Origin of the sequence: Devosia sp. 919 (assembly GCF_013185965.1) — a bacterium.
Taxonomy (GTDB): Bacteria; Pseudomonadota; Alphaproteobacteria; order Rhizobiales; family Devosiaceae; genus Devosia.
This window is the reverse complement of sequence record NZ_JABAOL010000001.1, coordinates 336,623-357,910: the sequence shown is the minus strand read 5'-3', so window position 1 is coordinate 357,910 and position 21,288 is coordinate 336,623. Positions and strand designations below refer to the sequence as shown.

The window sequence follows — 21,288 nt, the reverse complement described above, 5'->3', positions numbered from 1 at the left end:
GAGGCCTTGCCCGCACAGGCTGGTGTCACCGCTTCATCCCCGTGGTCGCAATGCCCTCGATCAGCAGCCGCTGGAAGAACAGGAAGAACACAAAGATCGGGATCAGCGAGAGCACCGACATGGCAAAGAGCGCGCCGTAATCGCTTTCGCCCGTGGAGTCGGTGAAGGTTCGCAGGCCCAGCATCACCGTGTATTGCCGCATCTCGTTGAGATAGATCAGCGGCCCGAAGAAATCGTCCCAGGTCCAGATAAAGGTGAAGATCGCGGCCGTCGCCAGCACCGGCGTCGACAGCGGCAGGATGATCTTCCAGTAGATGCGCCAGGGCGAGCAGCCATCCATTTGCGCGGCTTCATCGAGTTCGCGCGGCAGGCCGCGGAAGAACTGCACCATGAGGAAGATGAAGAACGCGTCGGCCGCAAGGAATTTGGGCACGACCAGCGGCAGGATGGTGTCGATCCACCCGAGCTGGCGGAACAGCACATATTGGGGAATGAGCGTGACCTGATAAGGCAGCATCAGCGTCATCAGCATCAGCGCAAACCAGAAATTGCGCCCGCGAAACTTGAGCCGGGCAAAGGCATAGGCGGCCAGCGAACAGGCCATCACATTGCCCAGCACTGACAGAATCGAGATCAGGAAGCTGTTGGAAAAGAACGTGCCAAAGCTCACCCGCAACCCGTTCCAGCCGCGCCGATAGGCATCGAGACTCCATTCGCTGGGCCAGAGGCTCGTGGCGTTGAATATCTCGTTTTCCGGCCGCACCGAGGCCGACAGCATCCAGAGCAGCGGATACAGCATGGCGATCGAGGCGCCGATCAGCAGCACATGCACGAGAATGGTGGTCAGGCGCCGGCGCAGTGGCGAAGGCGTATGGGCCGTCACGACCTCGAGGCGGGGCGCGTCAGTCGTCATAATGCACCCAGTACTTGCTGGTCAAAAACGAGAACGCGGTGAACGCCGCCACCAGCGCCAGCAGCACCCAGGCCAGCGCGGAAGCATAGCCCATGCGGAAGAAGCCGAAGGCCTCCTGGTAGAGGTAGAGCGTATAGAACAGCGTCGAATTGATCGGATTGCCGGTGCCGCCCGAAATAATGAAGGCGGGGGTGAAGCTCTTGAACGCGTCGATGGTCTGGATGATGGCGTTGAAGAACACGACCGGGGTCAGCAGCGGCAGGGTGATCTTGACGAACTGGCGCCAGCGGCTGGCGCCATCAAGGCTCGCCGCCTCATACATGTCCGTTGGGATCTGCCGCAGGCCGGCGAGGAAAATGATCATGGGCGAGCCGAACTGCCAGATCGACAGGATCACCAGCGTCCAGAGTGAATAGCGCGGATTGGAAATCCAGCTCGGGCCGACAATGCCGAGTGGCGCCAGCAGCTGGTTGACGAGGCCGTCGCCGGCAAAGATCTGCCGCCACAAAATGGCGATGGCGACCGAAGCACCCAGCAGCGATGGCAGGTAGAACAGCGCGCGGTAGAGGGGCAGCCCCTTGATGCCACGATTGAGCAGCATGGCGACGCCCAGCGCAAAGGCCAGCTTCAGCGGCACCGAAAACAGCACGAAAAACAGCGTCACCCGCATGGAGGCGGCAAATTTCGGGTCATTGGTGAACATGCGGACATAGTTGTCCGCGCCAACCCAGTCGGGCGAGGTCAGCAGGTCGAAGTCGGTGAAGCTGAGATAAAGCGAGGAAATTATCGGCCCGATGGTCAGGCCGAAAAAGCCGATAAACCAAGGCAGCAAAAACAGATAGCCCGGCGCATCATTGTGCCAGATGCGCGATAGGAAGGAGGGAGAATGCGCGCGCTCCCGTGCAGGAGCGTCGGTTGCAAGGGAGCGCGCAGTCATGGATTAGCCTGCCCGGGTCAGGATGGCGGTCGCTTCGCCAACAAAGTACTGGGCGCCGTCTTCAGGCGAGCGGGCGCCAAAGCCCACTTCCTGGCCGACGGTGCGCAGCAGCGAGATGTCGATCTCGCCCGCGGCGGCTGGTGGTGGTGGGGGCAGCGGCCCCAACAGGTCACCCAGGTTCGCCACGAAATTAAGGGCGATCTGGTTGGCTTCGTCCAGCGTGGGCGCCACAGCTTCGCGCACGGCCACTGCTGGCGGGATGCCGCGTTCCACGCCCAGGATCTTGCCTGCTTCCACATCATTGATGAAGAAATCGAGGAATTTGGCGGCCGCTTCCTTGTTCTGCGAATTGGCGCCCACCGAAAAGAACATGGATGGCTTGCGGTAATGCCCACCGCCCTGCCCGGCCGCGATGCGCGGCTGGCCGCACATGTCGAGCTTGTCTTCCATCAGCGCCTGGTAGCCCACCAGCTGGTTGGAGTTGGACGGCATCAGCGCCGCCTTTTGCTGCACCAGCATCGTGGTTTCGAGCGGGCCGGTATCAAGCGCTTGTTCTTCAGCGGCAACGCAGACGCCCGCTTCGCGCAGACCCTGCCAAAGGGTGAACCACTCGGTCATGTCCTCGACGCCAAAGCCCAACTGGCCCTCGGCGGTATAAAGGGCCTTGCCGCGCTGGCGCAGCCAGTTGTCCAGCGCCGGCTCGGTATAGGAGGCATCCATGATGGCCTTCATGCCGCCACGGATATTGGCCGACTTGAAGGCCTCGCCCATGGCCATCAGGTCATCATAGGTCCAGGCATTGGTGGGCGGGGTGACGCCCGCTTCCTCGAATGCGGTGGTGTTGATCAGGGTGCAAACCGAATTGGCCCCAAGGCTGACGCCGTAAAGCTTGCCCCCAACCTTGCCGCCCTCGAGCTGGTCGGCATCGTAATTGTCAAGCTTGAGCGTAGTGCCCACGAATTCGTCGAGCGGCGCGATGGCGTTGCGGTTCGCGTATTCAACGATATAGCGATAATCCATCTGGATGATGTCAGGCGCATTGCCGCCAGCGGTTTGCGTGGCGAGCTTGGGCCAGTAATCGTTCCAGGCCAGGAACTCGCCCTGGATCTCACCGCCATTGGCTGCGGTGAACAGATCCGTCACCCCATAGGTGCGGTCGGCGCGCGCCTGGCCGCCCCAGAAGATCAGGCGCAGATTGGCGCCTTCCTGGGCAAAGCCCGGGCGAATGCCGGCGACGGCTCCCGCCATCAGGGCCGTACTGCCGAGCAGGAAGCTGCGGCGGTCGATACGAATAGTCATGATGTCCTCCCATGAACAGCTGCCGCCCGGATCCGGAGCGGTGCGGAGCGCGGCCTCCCCGCCGCTAACTCACCAACTGGTTACAACACTGTGTCAGACTTTGGTCGATGTCAAGCACCGCCAAGCCCTTCTTGTATGGAAGACGAAAAACGGCACGAACGCAAGCTGTTCAGCAGCCGTTCATAATCTGTTCATCTATGTGGCTCAACTCGGGCGCGTGCGCAGGTAATCTAGCACCATCTGCACCGCTTGCGCCTCGCGCTCCTGCACCATGGCCACGCTGGCAAGGTCACGGTCAAAGATCACCGACAGGGTCGCCATGTTGGAAACATAGAAGAATCCGAGTGCCGCGATCGAGATATAAAGCTGCACCGCATCCACATCGCCGCGGAAAATGCCGGCCTGATTGCCGCGCCGCACGATCTCGGTGATCTGCCCGACGAGCGGCGAATGGAGCGCCCGGATATCCGGCATGGTCTTGAGAAAGCGGGCATTCTCCAGATTTTCGGTCCCCAAAAGCCTTGGGAACCAAGGGTTTGCCAGGAAGTGGCGGAAGGTGAACCGCACCAGCCGGTCCATGGCTTCCACCGGGCCATATTGGTCCAGACTCAGCGCCCGCTCACCCTTGCGGATCTCGCCATAGGCGTCGAGCAGCACCGCGCGGTAGAGATCTTCCTTGTTGCCGAAGTAGTGATAGAGCAGCCGTTTGTTGGCGCCCGCCCGCTCGGCAATGGCATCCACCCGCGCACCCTCAAAGCCCCGTTCGGCAAATTCAGCCCGCGCCGCCACCAGGATCGCCGCCTTGGTCTTGCCGGAGTTGCGGGCCCGCTTGACCCCATTCTCCACCCCACTCGGCGCCTGATCCATCTGCCTCATCCAAACCGAGCCGCCGCGCCGCCCTACCCCCGACGGATACCAGCCGCACCAGCGGGGGTAAAGTGTTTCAAAGATGAACTGGGAAGTGCATTGCGTGAAACCGCCGGGGAACGGCCCCTTGACTGCATCGCCTTTCCGCGTGTACGCAAGTAACTAAACAGTTACGCCGAAAGTGGCGCGGGAGAGAAAACAGCATGGCGCAGCAGCGACTTGGCCTGATCATGCATGGCGTGACAGGTCGCATGGGGTACAATCAACACTTGGTCCGCTCGATCCTGGCGATCCGCGATCAGGGTGGCGTGGCGCTGAGCAACGGCGACCGCCTGGTGCTCGACCCCATTATCGTGGGACGGGATCGCGAGAAAATCCAAGCACTTGCCGAGAAGCACGGTATTGCACGCTGGACAACAGACCTCGACGCCGCCCTCGCCAACCCGGAAGACACGGTGTTCTTTGACGCCGGGACCACCCTGATGCGCGCCGAGTTGCTGGAAAAAGCCCTCGACGCCGGCAAGCATGTTTATTGCGAAAAGCCGATCTCCGACGATCTGGGCGTCGCCGTTCGCCTCGCCAAAACCGCCCGCGCCTCGGGCCTCAAACATGGCGTCGTGCAGGACAAGCTATTCCTTCCGGGCCTTCTGAAGCTCAAAATACTGCGCGACAGCGGCTTTTTCGGCAAGATCCTCTCGGTGCGCGGTGAGTTCGGTTACTGGGTATTCGAGGGCGATTGGCAACCAGCGCAGCGCCCGTCCTGGAACTACCGCAAGGCGGATGGCGGTGGCATCATCCTCGATATGCTCTGCCATTGGCGCTATGTGCTCGACAATTTGTTCGGGGAAGTGCAGGCCGTGTCCTGCCTAGGCGCTACCCATATTCCGGAGCGCGTCGATGAGAAAGGCCAGCGCTTCCAAGCAGATACTGATGATGCGGCCTATGCGACCTTCGAGCTTGAGGGTGGCATCGTGGCTCAGATCAATTCCAGCTGGACCACGCGCGTACGCCGCGATGACCTCGTGACCTTCCATGTCGATGGCACGCACGGCTCGGCCGTGGCCGGGCTGCACAAGTGTTGGACCCAGCATCGCGTCAATACGCCAAAGCCTGTGTGGAACCCCGACCAGCCGCAAACCATGAACTTCTTTGCCGATTGGGAAGAAGTGCCAGACAACTGGCCCGCCCAAAACGGCTTTAAAGCCCAGTGGGAGATGTTCCTGCGCCATGTTGCCGAGGATGCGCCTTGGCCCTATGGGCTCGAAGCGGGTGCCAAGGGGGTGCAGTTGGCCGAACTGGGTCTCAAGAGTTGGGCCGAACGGCGCTGGCTGGATGTCCCCAAGCTGGAGTTTTGAGGCATGAGCGAGGTCCTCACCCAGCCCACGATCCGACTGCTCAATCCCGACCGGTCAATCACGCCCTACCAGCTCACCGGAGACCCCATTCCTTTCGTTAAGTTCAAGGCGCAGGATTTCCCGCGCGTTGCCTATGCTGCGGCCCATGTGGTCGCCGATCCCCTTGCCAGCAACGATCCGTGGCTTGCGCCCGCTATCGACTGGGACACGACGCTCCAGTTCCGGCATCGGCTGTGGGATCTCGGACTAGGTGTCGCTGAAGCCATGGACACCGCCCAGCGCGGCATGGGCCTAACTTGGACCGAGGCGCAGGAGTTGATCCGGCGTTCGCAAGCCGAGGCACGACCGCGCAGTGACGCATTGATCGCCTATGGCGCCGGCACTGACCATCTGGCGCCAGCGCCCGATGTCACGATCGACGACATCATCAAGGCCTATGAGGAGCAGGTCGGCTTTGTTGAAAGGGAGGGAGGCCGGGTCATCCTGATGGCCAGCCGCGCCCTTGCCTTTGTCGCCAAGTCACCGGACGATTATGCGCGGGTTTATGGGCATGTTCTCGGCCAGGTGCGGCAGCCGGTGATCATGCACTGGCTGGGGGAAATGTTTGATCCGGCGCTGCAGGGTTATTGGGGCAGCATAGATCATGATGCGGCGATGGATGTGTGCCTCGATGTGATCGCGGCCAATGCCGACAAAGTCGATGGCATCAAGATTTCGCTCCTGTCAGCGCAAAAAGAGATTGCGATGCGCCGACGACTGCCCGCATCCGTCAAGATGTATACCGGGGACGACTTCAACTATGCCGAACTGATTGCCGGGGACGAGCAGGGTTATTCCCACGCCCTACTCGGCATTTTCGACGCTATCGCCCCGGCCGCATCGGCAGGCCTGGCCGCGCTTGGCCGTGGCAATACCAATGAATTCTTCGATCTGCTCGAACCTACAGTGCCGCTGAGCCGCCATATTTTTGCGGCCCCAACGCGGTTCTACAAAACGGGCGTAGTGTTCCTGGCCTATCTTAATGGCCTGCAGGACCATTTCACCATGATCGGTGGTCAGCAGTCGGCCCGTTCGCTCCAGCACCTCTGCGAATTGTTCCGCCTTGCTGACCGCGCTCGCGTGCTTGCCGATCCTGATCTGGCCACGAGTCGGATGCGCGCTGTCCTTGCGGTCCATGGAGTGGAGGCATGAACGGAGAGATTTCGCTGAACCTCGCCACAACGCGGCAGCAATGGGGCTTTGGGGAAGCGGTAGATGGTTGCTTGCGCCGCGGCATCACGGCCATTTCGCCTTGGCGCGACCAGATCGACGCCGTCGGGATCGAGGAAGCCGCCAACATCGTGCGCAGCAATGGCCTGCGGGTCACCGGCGTGTGCCGCGGGGGGATGTTTCCCGCTGAAACAGCACTAGGCCGGCAGGCTAATATCGACGACAATCTGCGCGCCATCGACCAAGCTGCCGCCCTCGGCGCCGACTGCCTCGTGCTCGTGGTAGGGGGCCTTCCGGGTTCTTCCAAGGACTTGCCGGGCGCGCGGGGAATGGTGGCAGACGGGATTGCTGCCATGCTGCCCCATGCCCGTGCGTCGGGCGTTCGCATTGCCATCGAACCGTTGCATCCGATGTATGCTGCAGACCGCGCCTGCGTGAACACGATCAACCAAGCGCTCGATATTTGTGCATCGCTGGACGAAAGCGTTGGCGTTGCCATCGACGTTTACCATGTCTGGTGGGATCCCCACCTAGCAGAGGCAATCGCGCGGGCGGGGCGGATGAACCGGATCTTTGCCCACCATATCTGTGATTGGCTGGTGCCCACGACCGATATGCTGCTCGACCGCGGCATGATGGGCGATGGTGTGATCGACCTGCCCGCCATTCGCGCAATGATCGAAACTGCAGGCTACCATGGCCCGCAGGAAGTGGAGATTTTTTCGCGTGACAACTGGTGGCAGCGGCCGGGAGACGAGGTGCTGGACGTGGTCAAGGAGCGCGTGGCAACGGTCTGCTGAAAACGCAAAAAGCCCCCGAACCAAGCGGTCCGGGGGCTGGACTAAACAGCCCTACATACGGGTGTAGGTCAGGGTCTGGCAGAGAATGGCTGCGCGGCAGCCCTGGATGTCGATGGTATCAGGGCTCGTCTGGGTGACGGTGGCCTCAGCGCTGATTCCACCCGCGGAAAGCGCGCCCTTCCATTCGTTTGGACCGGTCTGGGGCGCCTGCATCACCATCTTGCCTACGAAAGCCAGGTTCTCTTCGGTAGCGGACTCACCTTCGAGATTGGTCAGCACGCCGCAAAGATCGGTGCCGCTGTCGCCGCAAAGCGAGAACTGGAACGAGGTACCGTATTTATCCACGAAGTTGCCTTCCGGGGATGCAGTGTTAGCGGTGGAGGCGGCCTCTTGGGCAAAACTTGGGGCAGCAAAAGCAGCACACAAGACGCCAAGGCTCAGAGCGTATTTCAAAGATTGCATGAGTTTCTCCGTGGACAACAACGCCCGCCCCACGCAGTCGTCCTTGTTAATCGATGGATGGGTAACGCGCCTTGTCTCAGGCGGTTGCTTGATAGACCCCTATTGGCGCCGGAAAGTGGCAGCGATCTCGATATGGGTGGATTGGGTGAACTGATCCACCGCAACAAGGTCGCTCATAGTGAATCCGGCGCCGATCAGCAGCGCTGCGTCCCGAGCGAAACTGCGCGCGTCACAAGAGACCATCACCACCACTCTGAGCTTGGAGTTACTGAGCTCGCGCACCTGCGCCTCGGCCCCGGCGCGGGGCGGATCAAGCACCACCGCGTCGAACTCGTTGAGTTCGAAGTGCGTCAGGGGATCGCGGAACAGGTCGCGAGCCTTGGCAGTGATCTCCCGCAGACCTTTGGCGTAGCGGCGCGCCTTGTCGAGTGCTGCGATACCGGCCCTGTCGCTGTCGCCGGCGTAGACCGGTCGGTCCTCAGCCAGCCGCAACGCGAACGGTCCGACACCGCAAAATAAATCGGCCACCTTTTTGGCCTTGCCCACCGCGCCGAGCACATAATCCGCCAGCGCTGACTCGGCGGCTTCAGTGGCCTGCAGAAACGATCCGATCGGTAGCTCAACCGTAGCTCGACCCATGGACACCAGCGGCGCTTGGGCTTGTAGTACCAGTTCGCCATTGAGCGCTAGGCGAGCCAAGCCGAACTGGTTGACGAGTGGCTCGATCCGCTTGGCGCGAGCCTGTTTTTTTTCTGTCCGAACGGCCACATCGAGCCCCGTTAGCGTGGCGGTGAAAGCCACATCGGCCTCACCCAGGGTTGCCATCACCGCCGCGGCGATCCGCGGGGCGCGAGAGAGCGCGGGCACCAGGATAGGACAGGCATCGATGGGGTAAACCTCGTGGCTACGCAGGCGCATATACCCAGGGCCTTCGCGCCGCGCATGCAAGGTAGCCCGGCGGCGTCCCTGCCCAGCCGCATCGATGAAGCGCTCAACCTTGGCATCCAAGCCGGCATAGCGTAGCTGCGTTTCGATGATGCCGGTCTTGAACGCTTCGTAAGCGGCGCGTTCGAGATGCTGGAGTTGACAGCCGCCACAAAAGCCGAAATGCGGGCAAAAAGGCGTGATCCGCTCAGGTGCGGGCGCTAGCACCTCAAGCAGGGTGCCTCGCTCGCCGTCCGCTTCGATCACCACCGTTTCGCCGGGCAGCGCCAATGGCACGAAGACCTTGCGGCCATCAATCTCGGTGACGCCCTCGCCCTTGTGGCCGAGGCTTAGAATAGTGGCGGTGAGGGTCATAATTATCCAATGGCTTGCCCGCCGTGCAGTATCCAAGGGGAAGGCGGCGGGCAAGCAAAGCTTATCAGGGTAGCCGGGGCGGAGGGCCGCGTGGCGGCGTTAGCCGCCCGGGCGACTTACATATTCGAGCAGGCTAGCCAGCCCCACAAAGGGAATACCGGCATGCTCGGAGAGTCCAGAGGCACAAGTGGAGACCGTCGAAACCCCCAGCGTGCAGCCTGGCGGAATATCGTTCTTGGCAAAGCGGCTGGCAAAGCGGTTGAGTTCGGGGATGAACAAGCCCTTGTCGCCGGCGTAACCGCAGCAGGTGACGGACGACAATACCGCGATCTGGCTGGCGCAGGCGCGGGCGATCGCCTCCGTAGCCCCCTGCTCACCCAACCGCTGGGCCGAACAGTTATGATGCACAGCTACGACCGGGAGGGGCTGCGTGACGGTCAGCTGCGGCAGGATATGGGTGACGATGAACTCGCTGGAATCCAGCACCGGCGCGCCTTCGGGAGCGCCGCGCAGGTGCTTGGCGCAAGTGGAAGCGTCGGTGACGGTCAGGTCCCCTTGCAAAGCCGAGAGTTCGTCCAGGAGCGCGGCGCCTACTTGCACGGCTTGTTCGGGGAAGCCCTTGGAGTGGAATGGCTGGCCGCAGCATTGGCCATTCAGGTGGTCGGGCATAACAACATCGAACCCGGCACGATCCAGCAGCGCCAGCATGGCGTCAGGTACGGCAAGAAGATCTAACTCGGTCTTGGGCGCGCCGAACATGCGGGTGGCGCAGGAAGGGAAATAAGCCACGCGCTGGCGCCCACCTTGCACGATAGGCACGGGAAAACCGGCGCGGCGAGGATCGTCGCGGGAAATGACGGGCGGGGCCTTTGGGGCTCCAGGGCCAGGTTTAAGGGTCCGCGAAACTCGCGGCACATGCTTGTCGGTCAACCGGCGGGCGGTTTCGGTCACCGCTTCAATCAACGGCGCCGAGACAACGGCCTTAGCCGCGTCCGCAAGCGCCACACTCCCACGCATGAAGCTTTCAATAGCGCCGGTATGATCGGCGGCAAAGCCGGCTACCGAACGGGCAAAATCGGTACGGCGCTCACCGCGTTCCTTGATGATCCTTGTGCCCGTTTCGATGCCAACGGGGCACCGAAGGGAACAAAGATTACAGGCGGCACAAGTATCAATGCCGGCGTAGCGAAAGTCATCGTCGAGACGAGCCAGGAGTGCCGGATTTTCGCCGCTGGCCCGGAGCCGGGCCTGCTCACGCGTCACCGCAATACGCTGGCGTGGCGACAAGGTCATCTGGTGGCTGGGGCAAGCAGGTTCGCAAAAACCGCATTCGATGCACATGTCGATGAGCTCATCGGCCAGCGGCATCACCTTCAAGTGCTTCACGTGAATCTTTGCGTCGTCGTTGAGCAAGACGCCGGGGTTGAGCAGGTTCTCCGGATCAAAAAGGGTCTTGATGCGGCGCATTACGCTATATGCGCGCGAACCCCATTCGGCTTCCACAAAGGGCGCGATGGCGCGGCCTGTGCCGTGCTCCGCCTTGAGCGAGCCGCCATAACGGATGGAGACAAGCTGCGACAGCGCGACAGAAAACTCATCGAACCTCTCGGCCGAGCCTGGCTGGGAAAAGTTGTCACTCATCTGGAAATGGAGGTTTCCCGCCAAGGCGTGGCCAAAGATGATGGCATCTTCGTAGCCGTGGTCATCGAGCAGCTGGCGCATGTCGATGACAAAGTCGGCGAGTTGGTCGATCGGAGCCGCCACGTCTTCAGTGAGCATGGAAGTGCCCTTCGGCCGCGCCGCGCCGCCGGAAGTGAAGAACCCCTTGCGGATATCCCAAAGCGCGTGTGACCGGGCCACGTCAGTGGAAAAATCGATATGAGTGGCGTTTTCTTCAGCTAGGATCGCTACGGCCTTTTCGACTTCGCGCTCGAGCGTTTCCGCGTCTGGAGCCGTGACATCGATCAACACGGCAGGCGAGTGATCCGTCAGCCAAGGCAGGAGCGGCGCCATGGGAGCCAGATGCTCCACCGTCGCCAGTGCCCGGCGTTCCATATATTCGGCTGCAGTGACGCCAGTGGTCACATGCACGCCGCCATTAGCCAGCCGGATAATGGCGCGTGAGGCGGCGTAGGGATCGGGGAACGGCACCAGCGCCGTCGACTTGAAGGGATGCTCGGGCACAGTGTTGTAGGTGACTTCGGACACAAAGCCCAAAGTGCCTTCCGAGCCCACGATCAGATGCACAAGAATGTCCAGCGGGTCGTGGTAGTCGACCAGCGCATTAAGTGAGTAGCCAACGGTATTCTTGATCGCGTACTTCTTGCGGATCAAGGCAACAAGTTCCGCGTCGGCCATGACTTGGGCGTGAAGCGCGGCAATGCCGTCGAGCAGATCAGCGCGGTTCTGGCGGAACGATTCACGTGAAACCGGATCGCCTGAGTCGAGCACCGTGCCATCGGTCAGCACGATGCGCAGGCGCGCCATGGTGTGGTAGGTATTCTGCGCCACCCCACAGCACATGCCTGACGAGTTGTTGTTGACCACGCCGCCGATCTTGCAGGTGGCCTGGCTGGCTGGGTCGGGACCAAGCTTCTTGTTGAAGGGCTTGAGAGCACGATTGGCGTGCGCGACGATGATCGCGGGCCCTAGCGTCACTTGCTCGGCGCCGGGATGGATGTCGAGCTTGCGCCAGCCGTCGCCGAGAACTGCAAGCACCCCATCGGTCACGGCCTGACCCGACAAGGACGTGCCGGCGGCCCTGAAGGTTAGCGGCAGGCCCTCCGCACGGCAGGCTTGCATTACTGCCTGCACATCGGCCTCGGAATTGATGAAGACAACGGCAGCCGGGATAAGCCGATAAGAAGACGCGTCGCCGGACCACGCATAGGTCATCAGCGGGTCGGTCATCATCTTTTCGGATGGGATCACGCCCTTGAGGCGCGCGACGAGCCGTTCGCCCGCTGCCTGACGATCAAGCGGGGGCTGGGTGACAGGGGTAATGAGAGCTTGCTGCATCTCAGTCCACTAACATGTTAGTAGCTGCGTCGGAAGCGGCTCACATCCTTGTTGGGCAAAAAACCGCCCGGCTCGTGCCGGGCGGCCAGGCTTAGCACTCAGATGTCGACGTCGTCATCAGGGTGCGTCCCGAGAGCCGTCAGATCAGCTGCGGCACGGTGAAGGATAGTCGCGGCTTCTGTTTGCCGCTGGGGCGAGTAGTGGCGGGCCGCCTTGATGGCAGTCTTGAGCGCTTTACGGGCTTCATTCAGGTCGGGAACGACGCCTTTCATGTCGGTGTCGGATGCTTGTTCAGCAGCCGCCCCCTGTTCGCGGCTGGAGGACGCGCCGCCGGCAGCGTCAGACCCCTCGGGCCGATCGCCGCCAAACGGCCAATCGGTACGGGCGAAATCGCGGAACCGGTGCACCTGTTCGCCTGCTTTGGCGAGAAAGGCCAACGTTCCCTCGATCGCCTCGCGATTGTCTGCCAAGTGGGCACGGCCGGCATCGGTGATGGTATAAAGCTTCTTGTTACCATCGGCAGCGGAGGTCACATAGCCCGCTTCCTCAAGGAAGGTCAGAGCGGGGTAAACCACGCCAGGACTTGGAGCGTAAAAGCCGCCAGAGCGCTCTTCCACGGCCTTGATCAGATCATAACCGTGCCGGGGCTGCTGTTCGATCAGATACAGGGCCACCAGCCGCAGATCGCCCGAAGCTAGCATGCGGCCGATGCGGAAATTTCCGCCGACATTGCCCAGAAGGCTCGCATCGGCTTGGTAGGCCAGACGGCCCCAGCGCCGCGCCATCTGTTCTAGTCGCCGCCAGTTCAGTTCGCCGTCACGTCCAGAAGGTGCCATGATGTGTCTCCGATATATCTCAATTCCCCGGCTGCTTACATTGGGTCCGCAAAAGAGCATTCAAGATATATCTCGAACAAAATGCTGAGCATGAAAAAGCCGCCCCCTCAGGTGAGAAGGCGGCCAAGATATTTTAGGGTGCTAAGTGGCTAGAGCGTTGCGCCTTCGTTGGCGCCTTCGATGAGGTTGCGATCGAACTGGCCGTTGCGGCGGAAGCGCCACATGTAAGTGGGCAGGATAGTATCCATCGAGGTCGGCACGATGCCGAGCCCTTCCAATGTTCGCTTCTCGCGGATAGCCGCTTCGGACACGACATTGTCGACCCCAAGCAGTTCCACTTGATCCTTGGTCAGCAACGGCTGGCCGGGGAGGATCGACAGTGGCAGAGCCAGGAGCTTGGCCATCCCCGGGGAGAGCGGCACCAGCGGGCGTTTGCGGGCTGTCTCGCGCAGTATGCGGGTCAGAAGCTCCCGATGGGTTTCAACCTGCGGCCCACCCAGTTCGTAGGTGCGACCACCTTTGACCTTGCCGCTCGCGGCAAGCGTTACTGCATCGGCAACATCGCCAACGTAAACCGGCTGGAAGCGGGTGTCGCCACAAACCAGAGGCATGGCTGGGAACATGCGGGCCAGCGAACCCATGAGGTTAAAGAAGCCATCGTCCGCGCCGAACATCAGCGAAGGGCGCAGGATGACCGCTTGGGGGAAGGCGGCCAGCACGGCGGCCTCGCCCGCCAACTTGCTGCGGGCATAGGCGCTTCGCTCCGCCCGATCCACCCCGAGGGCCGACAGATGCACCAGCACCGAAGCCCTCGCAGCCTTGGCAGCGGCCGCGACGGTCTGAGCGCCTTGAGTATGAACGGCATTGAAGGTCTGCGCCCCGCGTTCGCCGCCAATACCAACAAGGTTGATCACCACATCGGCACCGGCGACCGCTCGCGCCACCGAAGCTGCATGGCGCAGATTGGCCTGAATTGGCTGAATCTGCCCGACATTGCCATAGATCGTAACATGGCCCGCCAGGTCAGGACGCCGCACGGCCACCCGGATGCGATACCCAGCCCGAGACAGTGCCTGGACCACTTGGGTGCCCAGGAATCCGGAGCCTCCGAAGATCGTCACCAGTTTTTCGTTGAGGGGGTCCATGGCAGGCTCCGGCAGCAATGGAAGGACAAGCTAGCCGTGCTCTTAGCCTAAGGCGCGGGATTGGTCGAGAGGCGGTGGATGCACGCTCTTGACACAATAACAATGGTGTTCCCTATTTGTTTCAGGGAGGCGAACTTGACTGACATGAACACTTATTCGGGCGGATGCCATTGCGGCGCGGTCCGTTACACGGCCCAGACCGAGTTGGACAGTCTGATGACCTGCAACTGTTCCCGGTGCAAAAGGCTAGGCTGGGTGATGCAGCCTGTCCCATCGGTTCGGTTCAATCTGATCCGCGGCGCGGACAATCTCACCCTCTATCACTTCAACACCAACACCATTGATCATCTGTTCTGCAAAACCGGCGGCATCGAATCGTTCGGCCGGGGCCGAGACGAAAACGGCACCGAAACGGTGATGATCACCGTCAACTGCCTCGATGATGCACCGCCAGTTAACACTGGTGCCGTGACGCATTGGGATGGGGCTAATATGTGAATTGAAACAATAGGCGTTGACATCGGTCGGCGCCGGCCCTAACAACGCCCCGCCTGCCCAGATGGCGGAATTGGTAGACGCGCACGGTTCAGGTCCGTGTACCGCAAGGTGTGGAAGTTCGAGTCTTCTTCTGGGCACCATTATTCAAGAAGGCCGGCCGCTGTGAAGCGGGCGGCCTTCTGGTTTTTGGTCTCGCCTTTTCAATGCCCTGATGCTGTGCCAAGAGGAATGCTGCATCCGTTTGTTGAGATCAACATGACCCCCAGACTGCATCGCGGCGACCTGCCCGACCTTTCGCGCTATGGCCGCGAGGTGGCGATTGACACTGAAACCATGGGACTGCATCCGCATCGCGACCGCTTATGCGTAGTGCAGCTGTCGCCTGGTGATGGCAGTGCCGATGTGGTGCAGATTCCGGCTGACAGCAACGAGGCGCCCAATCTCGCCCGACTGCTCGCCGATCCTGAGCGGACCAAGATCTTCCATTATGCCCGTTTTGACGTGGCAGTGCTCAAGCACCGCTTTGGCGTGGTGGCCGGTCCGGTCTACTGCACGAAAATCGCGTCCAAACTGGTACGCACCTATACGGATCGCCATGGACTCAAGGACCTGGTCCGTGAGTTGCTCAATATCGATCTCTCCAAGCAGCAGCAAAGCTCGGACTGGGGGGCCGAAAAGCTCAGCGACGCACAACTCGATTATGCCGCTACGGACGTGCTTTACTTGCACGACCTCAAGCGTCATCTCGATCGGATGCTCCGGCGCGAAAACCGCACCGAACTGGCCCGGGCTTGCTTTGACTTCCTTGCCACCCGATGCGAATTGGATTTGCTAGGGTGGGATGAGACCGACATCTTTGCCCACAGCTAAGTCGTGGGCCTGTCCATGACGGAGCAGCACGCCACGAGCACTGACCGCCTTGCCACCTACCGACGCTTGCAGGGCCGCAACCGCATGGTGGGCGTGTTACGCGTTGCGGTTCCCGCTCTCGGGGCGGTGACCCTGCTGCTGCTGGTAGGGCAGATCTACCTGTCCAGCCTGCTGGATCAATTCAGTATCGGCGAAGTCAGCATGGATCGTGAGAGCATCCGGGTGGAAGCACCCGAATATGCCGGAGTCTTGTCCGACGGCTCCGCTTATCGGGTGCGGGCGAGCGACGCGCAGGCGATGCTCAATTCAACCGAGCAGATCGCCTTGCGCGACGCCGCCCTCAACGTCGTGCGCCCCGATGGGGTCGTGTTCGATGCGAGCGCTGATAGCGCGGTTTTGGACACCGCCCAAAGAGTGGTCCGGATCGAGGGCGCGTCCGACATCAGTGACAGCACCGGCACCAGCGGCACGATCGAGCAGTCGGTATTTGATTGGAGTGCGCAGACGCTGACCGGCGATGGCCCGGTCGTTATCCACTATGCCGACGGCACGGAGTTGACCGCTGCGGGAATGCAGTTCGACGCGGAGGCGAGCGTCTGGACATTTAGTGGCGCCACCGTCACCCTGCCCCACACGCCTGGAGCCCAGCCCCGATGATGATGCGATCGCTGTTGTCGATTTTGTTGCTGCTTTGCCTGTCTGGGCTGGCCGCAGCGCAGGACCGCGTCGCCATCACGGCGGACCTGTTCACCCTCAACGAGGCAGAGCGGGAGGCGGTGTTTACCGGCAATGTCGTGGTGACCCATCCAACGGTGAAGGTCTGGGCCACCAAGGTCGTTGCCACCTATGGCGCTGGGGGCACTACCGATATCGAGACCTTTGAGGCCACCGGGGACGTGAAGCTCGAAACACCCGACCAGACCGCAACGGGAGAGCGGGCCGTGTTTACCCCGGGCGATCAACTGCTGCGCCTCACCGGCAATGTGAAGGTGACCAATTCGGGCGGCACGGTGGATGCCGGCGAACTCGTGGTCAATCTTGCAACCAATGTGTCTACCTTCACCGGTGGCAAAGGCGGACGCGTCACCGGCGTGTTTACCTCGCAATGAACGAGACGCGCGCCCAAGGCCGAATTGACCAGACCGGGTGGCTGGTTGCGCATAGCTTGGCCAAGAGCTTCGGCAAGCGCGTCGTCGTGCGCGATGTTTCCATTGCCGTGCGGCGGGGCGAGGCTGTGGGCCTGCTGGGTCCCAACGGAGCGGGCAAGACTACGGTTTTCACCATGATCATGGGGCTGGTCAAACCCGATGCAGGCGATATCCGGCTCGATGGGCGACCAATTACCCACCTGCCGCTGTTCCAGCGCGGCCAGTTAGGCATTGGCTATTTGCCGCAGGAGCCATCGATATTCCGCGGCCTATCGGTGCGCGGCAACATCATGGCCGTTTTGGAGAACCATGTTCGGGGGCGCAAGGCACGCCAAGCGCGCCTGGAAGCCCTGCTCGACGAGTTTTCGATCTCGCACCTCGCCAAGGCCAACGCCTTGTCCCTTTCGGGCGGCGAACGCCGGCGGGTGGAACTGGCGCGCGCCTTGGCGGCCGACCCCGTGTTCATGCTTCTTGACGAACCCTTTGCCGGCGTCGATCCGATCGCGGTGGCCGAGGTCAAGGGCCTGGTTAAGCAGTTGACGCAACGCGGCATTGGCGTGCTCATCACCGATCACGCGGTGCGCGAAACCCTGGGTCTGGTGGATCGTGCTTATGTGATTCATGGGGGCAAGGTGATGATCCAGGGCAAGCCCGAAACGATCAGCGCCGACCCTGATGCCCGGCGCGTTTACCTCGGCGAAAATTTCGCCATCTGAACCGCAACCGCATTCTTGGCATGGAACTTGCCCTTGGCCCGCAACTGAGTCATGTTGCACGCGGGAAGCGCGGCAGAAGTGCCGCAAATGGGCGTGAGGACAGTTATGGCATTAGGGCCGCGGCTGGAGTTTCGGCAGGCGCAAAGCCTGACGCTGACGCCGCAATTGATGCAATCGATCCGGCTGTTGCAGTTGAGCCATCTCGAACTCAATGAGTTCGTCGACGCCGAATTACTGCGCAATCCGCTACTGGAGCGCGCTGAAGGCGACGGCGCGTCAGTGACGGGGGATATGACTGAGGCCGCTGACCAGCCAGAGACCGGCAGCGGTTTTGCTGACACACTGGACAGCGCGGTGCATTTGCCCACGGCCGAGGCCATTGCGGAGCACCTCGACACGGCCGTGGAAGATGTTTTCCCCGAACAGCACAGATCGGAGGGCCAAGTCTCGAGCGGTCGCGAGCGCGACAGTGTGGATTGGAGCGAGGCACCCGATCTGGACCAGTTCCTTTCGGCTCGCCCGAGGCTTTCGGAGCACCTGGAACGCCAGGCCAATCTGATCTTGCGGGCGGCTTCGGACCGCCTGATCGCCGGCGCCCTGATCGGGCAACTGGATGAGGCGGGTTATCTGAGTGCGCCGCTGGACACGATGGCCGAGCAACTCGGCGCTGAGTTGGCGGACGTGGAGGCTGTTCTCGGAGCGCTTCAAGGGTGTGAACCGGTCGGAGTGTTCGCGCGGGACCTTGCTGAGTGCCTTGCTATTCAGCTCAGGGAAGCCAATCGGTTGGACCCACTGATGCAGGGCCTGCTCGCTCATCTTCCGATGCTGGCCGAGCACAACCTTTCCGGTTTGCAAAGAGCCATCGGCTGCGATCGGGAAGATCTGCTCGACATGCTCGCTGAACTGCGCCGGCTTGATCCCCGTCCGGGCCTGGCCTTCGACTCTGGCCCGGCTGAAACAGTGGTGCCCGACGTGTTTGTGCGCCTTGCTCCTGATGGTGGCTGGGGCATCGAGCTCAACAGCGAGGTGCTGCCCCGAGTTTTAGTTGACCGGGTGTACTACGCCACCGTGTCCAAGCGGACGCGCGAGCCAGGCGACAAAGCCTTTCTGTCAGATTGCCTCGCCAGCGCCAATTGGCTGACCAAGAGCCTTGACCAGCGGGCCCAAACCATCATCAAGACGGCCGCGGAAATCGTGCGCCAGCAGGACGGTTTTTTGCGCCATGGCATCGCTTATCTGCGGCCGATGACCCTCAAAATGGTGGCCGACGCTATTGATATGCACGAATCAACCGTCAGCCGCGTCACCTCCAACAAATACTTGGCGACGCCGCGCGGGCTGTTCGAGATGAAATACTTCTTCACGACCGCCATTGCCGCGTCTGACGGCGGCGGTGACCATTCAGCCGAGGCGGTACGCCATCGTATCCGCCAGTTGATCGAAAGCGAATCGCTTAGCGATGTGCTGTCCGATGACACGATCGCGGCCATGCTTAAGCGCGAGCAGGGTATCGAATTGGCCCGGCGGACGGTCGCCAAGTATCGGGAAGGTATGAACATCCCCTCCTCGGTGATCCGCCGGCGCCAAAAACGAGATCTGGCGACAATGGCCTGAGACCGGCGCCTGTCCGCTTGCAACCGGCCGGTACGACCATGTTGCATAGGGCAGGTTCGAACCGAGGGGGCAAGTTACGCGTTGGGTGCGTGATGGCTGCAACCAGCTAGCCCAGGGAGTGGCACATTTAGTCGGCCCACCAAGGGTTACTCTGGCTACGGCGCATCAAGCGAGAACAAAAAGAAAGAGGATGCCATGAGCTTACGCGTTTCGGGAAAGAACATGGATGTCGGCGATGCCCTGCGCGGTCGTGCGGAGGAGCATATCGACGCAGCAGTGGGGAAGTATTTCGACGGCAATTATGACGGCCACCTCACCCTTACTCCCGACGGAACTGGCTTCCTGGCCGATTGTGTAGTGCATCTGGACACCGGAGCCGTGTTGCAGGCGAGCGCCCAGGGTGGCGACGCCATCGCCGCCTTCGAGCTGATGACGCAACACATCGAAAAGCGGTTGCGCCGGTATAACCGGAAGCTCAAGTCGCATCGGCGCGGTGGATTCGGCGTCGGCGACACCCAGGTGCCCGACGCCGACGGAACCGCGCAATACACGGTATTTGGTGCAGGCGATCAGCTTGAGGAACTTCCAGAAGATTATGCGCCACCTGTGATCGCGGAGACCACGAAAAACCTGCGCTCGCTGAGCGTGGAAGAGGCCGTCATGGAACTGGATATGACCAGCGCCGGGGCTGTGATGTTCCGCCACGCTGGACATGGCGGTCTGAATGTGGTTTACCGCCGCTCCGACGGCAATATTGGCTGGATCGATCCGGCGTTGGGCGCAAATTAGACCCGAGTAATTGCTGCACCAAGAATAATCTAGATTAAGGCTATAGTGATGGAGTTGGCCGACATTCTGGCTGAACGCGCGGTGCTTGCTTGTACGGGAGTGCAATCCAAGCAGCAGCTATTCCAAGAGCTTGCCCAACGGGCCGCCGAACTGACGGGACTCGAGCGCAACGACATCCTTGATGCCATTACCAATCGCGAAGCCCTGGGCTCGACGGGCCTGGGCAACGGGATCGCGATTCCACACGGAAAAACCGCCGGCATCAAACAGGTGACGGCGGTGTTTGCCCGGCTTGACCAGCCGATCGAGTTCGATGCAGTCGACGATCAGCCCGTAGACCTCGTCATGATGCTGCTGGCACCAGCCGGCGCGGGGGCGGATCACCTCAAGGCGCTGTCGCGGGTGGCCCGCTTGTTGCGCACCGAAAGCGTGGTCGAGGAGTTGCGCCGCGCCGGCGATGAAGCTCAGCTTTACGCCATTCTAAGCAGCCCATCGGACACCAACTACGCCGCGTGAGCCGCCGTTGGCGGCCGGCCTTCCAGTTGGATTCGCTTTAATGGACGGTAGCCAGCCCCAGATTGCGGGTGCCGAGCCATTCGCTAACGGCATCCTCGGTATCGGTTACCAGCAAGGGTGTGCCATCGGCAGACATGACGAGTTGATAAACCTCGTCAGTGTTGAACTCGGCTTCCTCGATCATGGCCGACAGCACATCGCCGCCCACGGGCCGTACATAGGCCACCGCGCTGCCGCCAAGTGCGGCAAACTGGGCCCGCGTGAGAGACTTTAGCGGATTGGCCAAGGTCTCAGTGTAATTTTCAGTGTTACGCTTTTCGTACATAACTGGCCCTTTCCTCAAACTGAGCGAATTTCAATGCGCCGGGCAATCTTGGGCGCTTGGGGGCGCTCGATGGTAACAACGAGCAAACCGTGGCTTAAAGTTGCATCCCTAACGATCATGCCGTCGGCGAGCAGGAAGGAACGCTGGAACTGGCGGGCGGCAATGCCGCGATGCAGGAACTGACGCGCACCATCTTCCTTTTGCCGACCCCGCACGAGGACCTGCCCATCTTCGGCAGTCACTTCCAGATCGTCGGGCGAGAACCCGGCGACGGCAATCGATACCTGGAACTGTTCAGTCCCATCCGGAGCGGTTCTACGCTCTATGTTATAGGGCGGGTAGCCTTCGGCAGCCTTGGCCAGGCGGTCTACCCGCTCTTCCAGATTGTCGAAGCCCAACAAAAAGGGCGCAGAAAACACCGAGACACGCGACATGCAGCCGTCCTTGATCACAAGCAACGCATTGGCGCGGACCCAGAAAGAACGGCATCACGCGCCTTGCCAACATATGGTGGGCGCCCCGCGCTGTTCAAGGCGGCCCAATTTGCTCGCTGGTGACGGCTAGGCTCTTGCCTTGTGCCGCCTTTGGCCCTATAGAGCCGGCTTCTGCTGACCGCCCGGCCTCAGGCATGCCGTGGCGGTCTTTGAATGCGATAGGCCCTCTGTCTATCCT

The 21,288-nt window shown here is 61.4% G+C and carries 21 protein-coding genes, 1 tRNA gene and 1 pseudogene; 12 read left to right on the top strand and 11 right to left on the bottom strand.

From position 1 onward, the window contains the following. Nucleotides 1-25: 25 nt before the first annotated feature. From HRQ64_RS01765 to HRQ64_RS01750, 4 genes are all read right to left on the bottom strand, one after another. The gene (locus HRQ64_RS01765; protein ID WP_248305376.1) at nucleotides 26-799 is read right to left on the bottom strand and encodes a carbohydrate ABC transporter permease; all 774 of its coding nucleotides are present in this window, start codon (nucleotides 797-799) and stop codon (nucleotides 26-28) included. Nucleotides 800-902: 103 nt separating this feature from the next. Then, entirely contained in the window at nucleotides 903-1,850 is a 948-nt protein-coding gene (locus HRQ64_RS01760) for a sugar ABC transporter permease (protein ID WP_127755075.1), read from the bottom strand. Nucleotides 1,851-1,853: 3 nt separating this feature from the next. Continuing rightward, nucleotides 1,854-3,149: an extracellular solute-binding protein gene (locus tag HRQ64_RS01755; RefSeq protein ID WP_127755074.1), complete on the bottom strand. Its 1,296-nt coding sequence runs from the start codon at nucleotides 3,147-3,149 to the stop codon at nucleotides 1,854-1,856. 204 nt (nucleotides 3,150-3,353) lie between these two features. Continuing rightward, nucleotides 3,354-4,016, bottom strand: a complete 663-nt coding sequence (locus HRQ64_RS01750) for a TetR/AcrR family transcriptional regulator (protein WP_127755073.1) — start codon at nucleotides 4,014-4,016, stop codon at nucleotides 3,354-3,356. Between the two features lie 203 nt (nucleotides 4,017-4,219). On the opposite strand from HRQ64_RS01750, the gene HRQ64_RS01745 reads away from it, so the two are divergent. Genes HRQ64_RS01745 through HRQ64_RS01735 form a run of 3 tightly spaced genes read left to right on the top strand, consistent with a single transcriptional unit; the run spans nucleotide 4,220 to nucleotide 7,380 of the window. Continuing rightward, nucleotides 4,220-5,371, top strand: coding sequence for a Gfo/Idh/MocA family oxidoreductase (locus HRQ64_RS01745; RefSeq protein ID WP_172121775.1), 1,152 nt, complete (start codon nucleotides 4,220-4,222; stop codon nucleotides 5,369-5,371). A gap of 3 nt (nucleotides 5,372-5,374) precedes the next feature. Continuing rightward, a complete protein-coding gene (locus tag HRQ64_RS01740; RefSeq protein ID WP_172121774.1) occupies nucleotides 5,375-6,562 on the top strand; it encodes a dihydrodipicolinate synthase family protein in 1,188 nt (395 codons plus the stop codon). Then, a complete protein-coding gene (locus tag HRQ64_RS01735; RefSeq protein WP_172121773.1) occupies nucleotides 6,559-7,380 on the top strand; it encodes a sugar phosphate isomerase/epimerase family protein in 822 nt (273 codons plus the stop codon). The genes HRQ64_RS01740 and HRQ64_RS01735 overlap by 4 nt, the downstream gene beginning before the upstream one ends. 51 nt (nucleotides 7,381-7,431) lie before the next feature. Here the strand turns inward: HRQ64_RS01735 and HRQ64_RS01730 are convergent, their stop codons facing one another. The 5 genes from HRQ64_RS01730 to HRQ64_RS01710 form a co-directional block, all read right to left on the bottom strand. Beyond that, complete coding sequence (locus HRQ64_RS01730) at nucleotides 7,432-7,842, bottom strand: hypothetical protein (protein ID WP_127755069.1); 411 nt, start codon at nucleotides 7,840-7,842, stop codon at nucleotides 7,432-7,434. Between the two features lie 99 nt (nucleotides 7,843-7,941). Beyond that, the gene (locus tag HRQ64_RS01725; RefSeq protein WP_172121772.1) at nucleotides 7,942-9,141 is read right to left on the bottom strand and encodes a class I SAM-dependent RNA methyltransferase; all 1,200 of its coding nucleotides are present in this window, start codon (nucleotides 9,139-9,141) and stop codon (nucleotides 7,942-7,944) included. A gap of 99 nt (nucleotides 9,142-9,240) precedes the next feature. Further along, nucleotides 9,241-12,159, bottom strand: coding sequence for an FAD-binding and (Fe-S)-binding domain-containing protein (locus HRQ64_RS01720; RefSeq protein ID WP_172121771.1), 2,919 nt, complete (start codon nucleotides 12,157-12,159; stop codon nucleotides 9,241-9,243). Between the two features lie 98 nt (nucleotides 12,160-12,257). Further along, entirely contained in the window at nucleotides 12,258-12,995 is a 738-nt protein-coding gene (locus HRQ64_RS01715; RefSeq protein WP_172121770.1) for a PadR family transcriptional regulator, read from the bottom strand. A gap of 149 nt (nucleotides 12,996-13,144) precedes the next feature. After that, nucleotides 13,145-14,140 (bottom strand): complex I NDUFA9 subunit family protein, encoded by a 996-nt coding sequence (locus HRQ64_RS01710; protein ID WP_172121769.1) that lies wholly within the window; start codon nucleotides 14,138-14,140, stop codon nucleotides 13,145-13,147. Nucleotides 14,141-14,284: 144 nt separating this feature from the next. Between HRQ64_RS01710 and HRQ64_RS01705 the strand changes: the two genes are divergently transcribed. From HRQ64_RS01705 to ptsN, 9 genes and pseudogenes are all read left to right on the top strand, one after another. Next, complete coding sequence (locus tag HRQ64_RS01705; protein WP_172124739.1) at nucleotides 14,285-14,638, top strand: GFA family protein; 354 nt, start codon at nucleotides 14,285-14,287, stop codon at nucleotides 14,636-14,638. A gap of 55 nt (nucleotides 14,639-14,693) precedes the next feature. Continuing rightward, nucleotides 14,694-14,778 (top strand) — tRNA-Leu (locus HRQ64_RS01700). Nucleotides 14,779-14,893: 115 nt separating this feature from the next. Further along, the gene (locus tag HRQ64_RS01695) at nucleotides 14,894-15,508 is read left to right on the top strand and encodes a ribonuclease H-like domain-containing protein (protein WP_172121768.1); all 615 of its coding nucleotides are present in this window, start codon (nucleotides 14,894-14,896) and stop codon (nucleotides 15,506-15,508) included. Nucleotides 15,509-15,523: 15 nt separating this feature from the next. Beyond that, nucleotides 15,524-16,165, top strand: a complete 642-nt coding sequence (locus tag HRQ64_RS01690) for a hypothetical protein (RefSeq protein ID WP_172121767.1) — start codon at nucleotides 15,524-15,526, stop codon at nucleotides 16,163-16,165. After that, complete coding sequence (locus HRQ64_RS01685; RefSeq protein WP_127755062.1) at nucleotides 16,162-16,617, top strand: LptA/OstA family protein; 456 nt, start codon at nucleotides 16,162-16,164, stop codon at nucleotides 16,615-16,617. The genes HRQ64_RS01690 and HRQ64_RS01685 overlap by 4 nt, the downstream gene beginning before the upstream one ends. Before the next feature lie 35 nt (nucleotides 16,618-16,652). Continuing rightward, a pseudogene (gene lptB, locus HRQ64_RS01680) lies at nucleotides 16,653-17,372 on the top strand (LPS export ABC transporter ATP-binding protein); the annotation flags it as partial. A 105-nt stretch (nucleotides 17,373-17,477) separates the two neighbouring features. Further along, nucleotides 17,478-18,986 carry an RNA polymerase factor sigma-54 gene (gene rpoN, locus HRQ64_RS01675; protein WP_172121766.1) on the top strand — a complete coding sequence of 503 codons (1,509 nt, stop codon included), beginning with the start codon at nucleotides 17,478-17,480 and terminating at the stop codon, nucleotides 18,984-18,986. 195 nt (nucleotides 18,987-19,181) lie between these two features. After that, complete coding sequence (gene raiA / locus HRQ64_RS01670) at nucleotides 19,182-19,775, top strand: ribosome-associated translation inhibitor RaiA (protein ID WP_127755059.1); 594 nt, start codon at nucleotides 19,182-19,184, stop codon at nucleotides 19,773-19,775. A gap of 48 nt (nucleotides 19,776-19,823) precedes the next feature. Further along, on the top strand, nucleotides 19,824-20,291 hold the full coding sequence (gene ptsN / locus HRQ64_RS01665; RefSeq protein WP_127755058.1) for a PTS IIA-like nitrogen regulatory protein PtsN: 468 nt from the start codon (nucleotides 19,824-19,826) through the stop codon (nucleotides 20,289-20,291). Nucleotides 20,292-20,328: 37 nt separating this feature from the next. On the opposite strand, the gene HRQ64_RS01660 is transcribed toward ptsN, so the two are convergent. After that, nucleotides 20,329-20,616 (bottom strand): DUF1150 family protein, encoded by a 288-nt coding sequence (locus HRQ64_RS01660; protein ID WP_127755057.1) that lies wholly within the window; start codon nucleotides 20,614-20,616, stop codon nucleotides 20,329-20,331. Nucleotides 20,617-20,630: 14 nt separating this feature from the next. Continuing rightward, nucleotides 20,631-21,050 carry an Hsp20 family protein gene (locus tag HRQ64_RS01655; protein ID WP_172124737.1) on the bottom strand — a complete coding sequence of 140 codons (420 nt, stop codon included), beginning with the start codon at nucleotides 21,048-21,050 and terminating at the stop codon, nucleotides 20,631-20,633. Nucleotides 21,051-21,288: the final 238 nt, after the last annotated feature.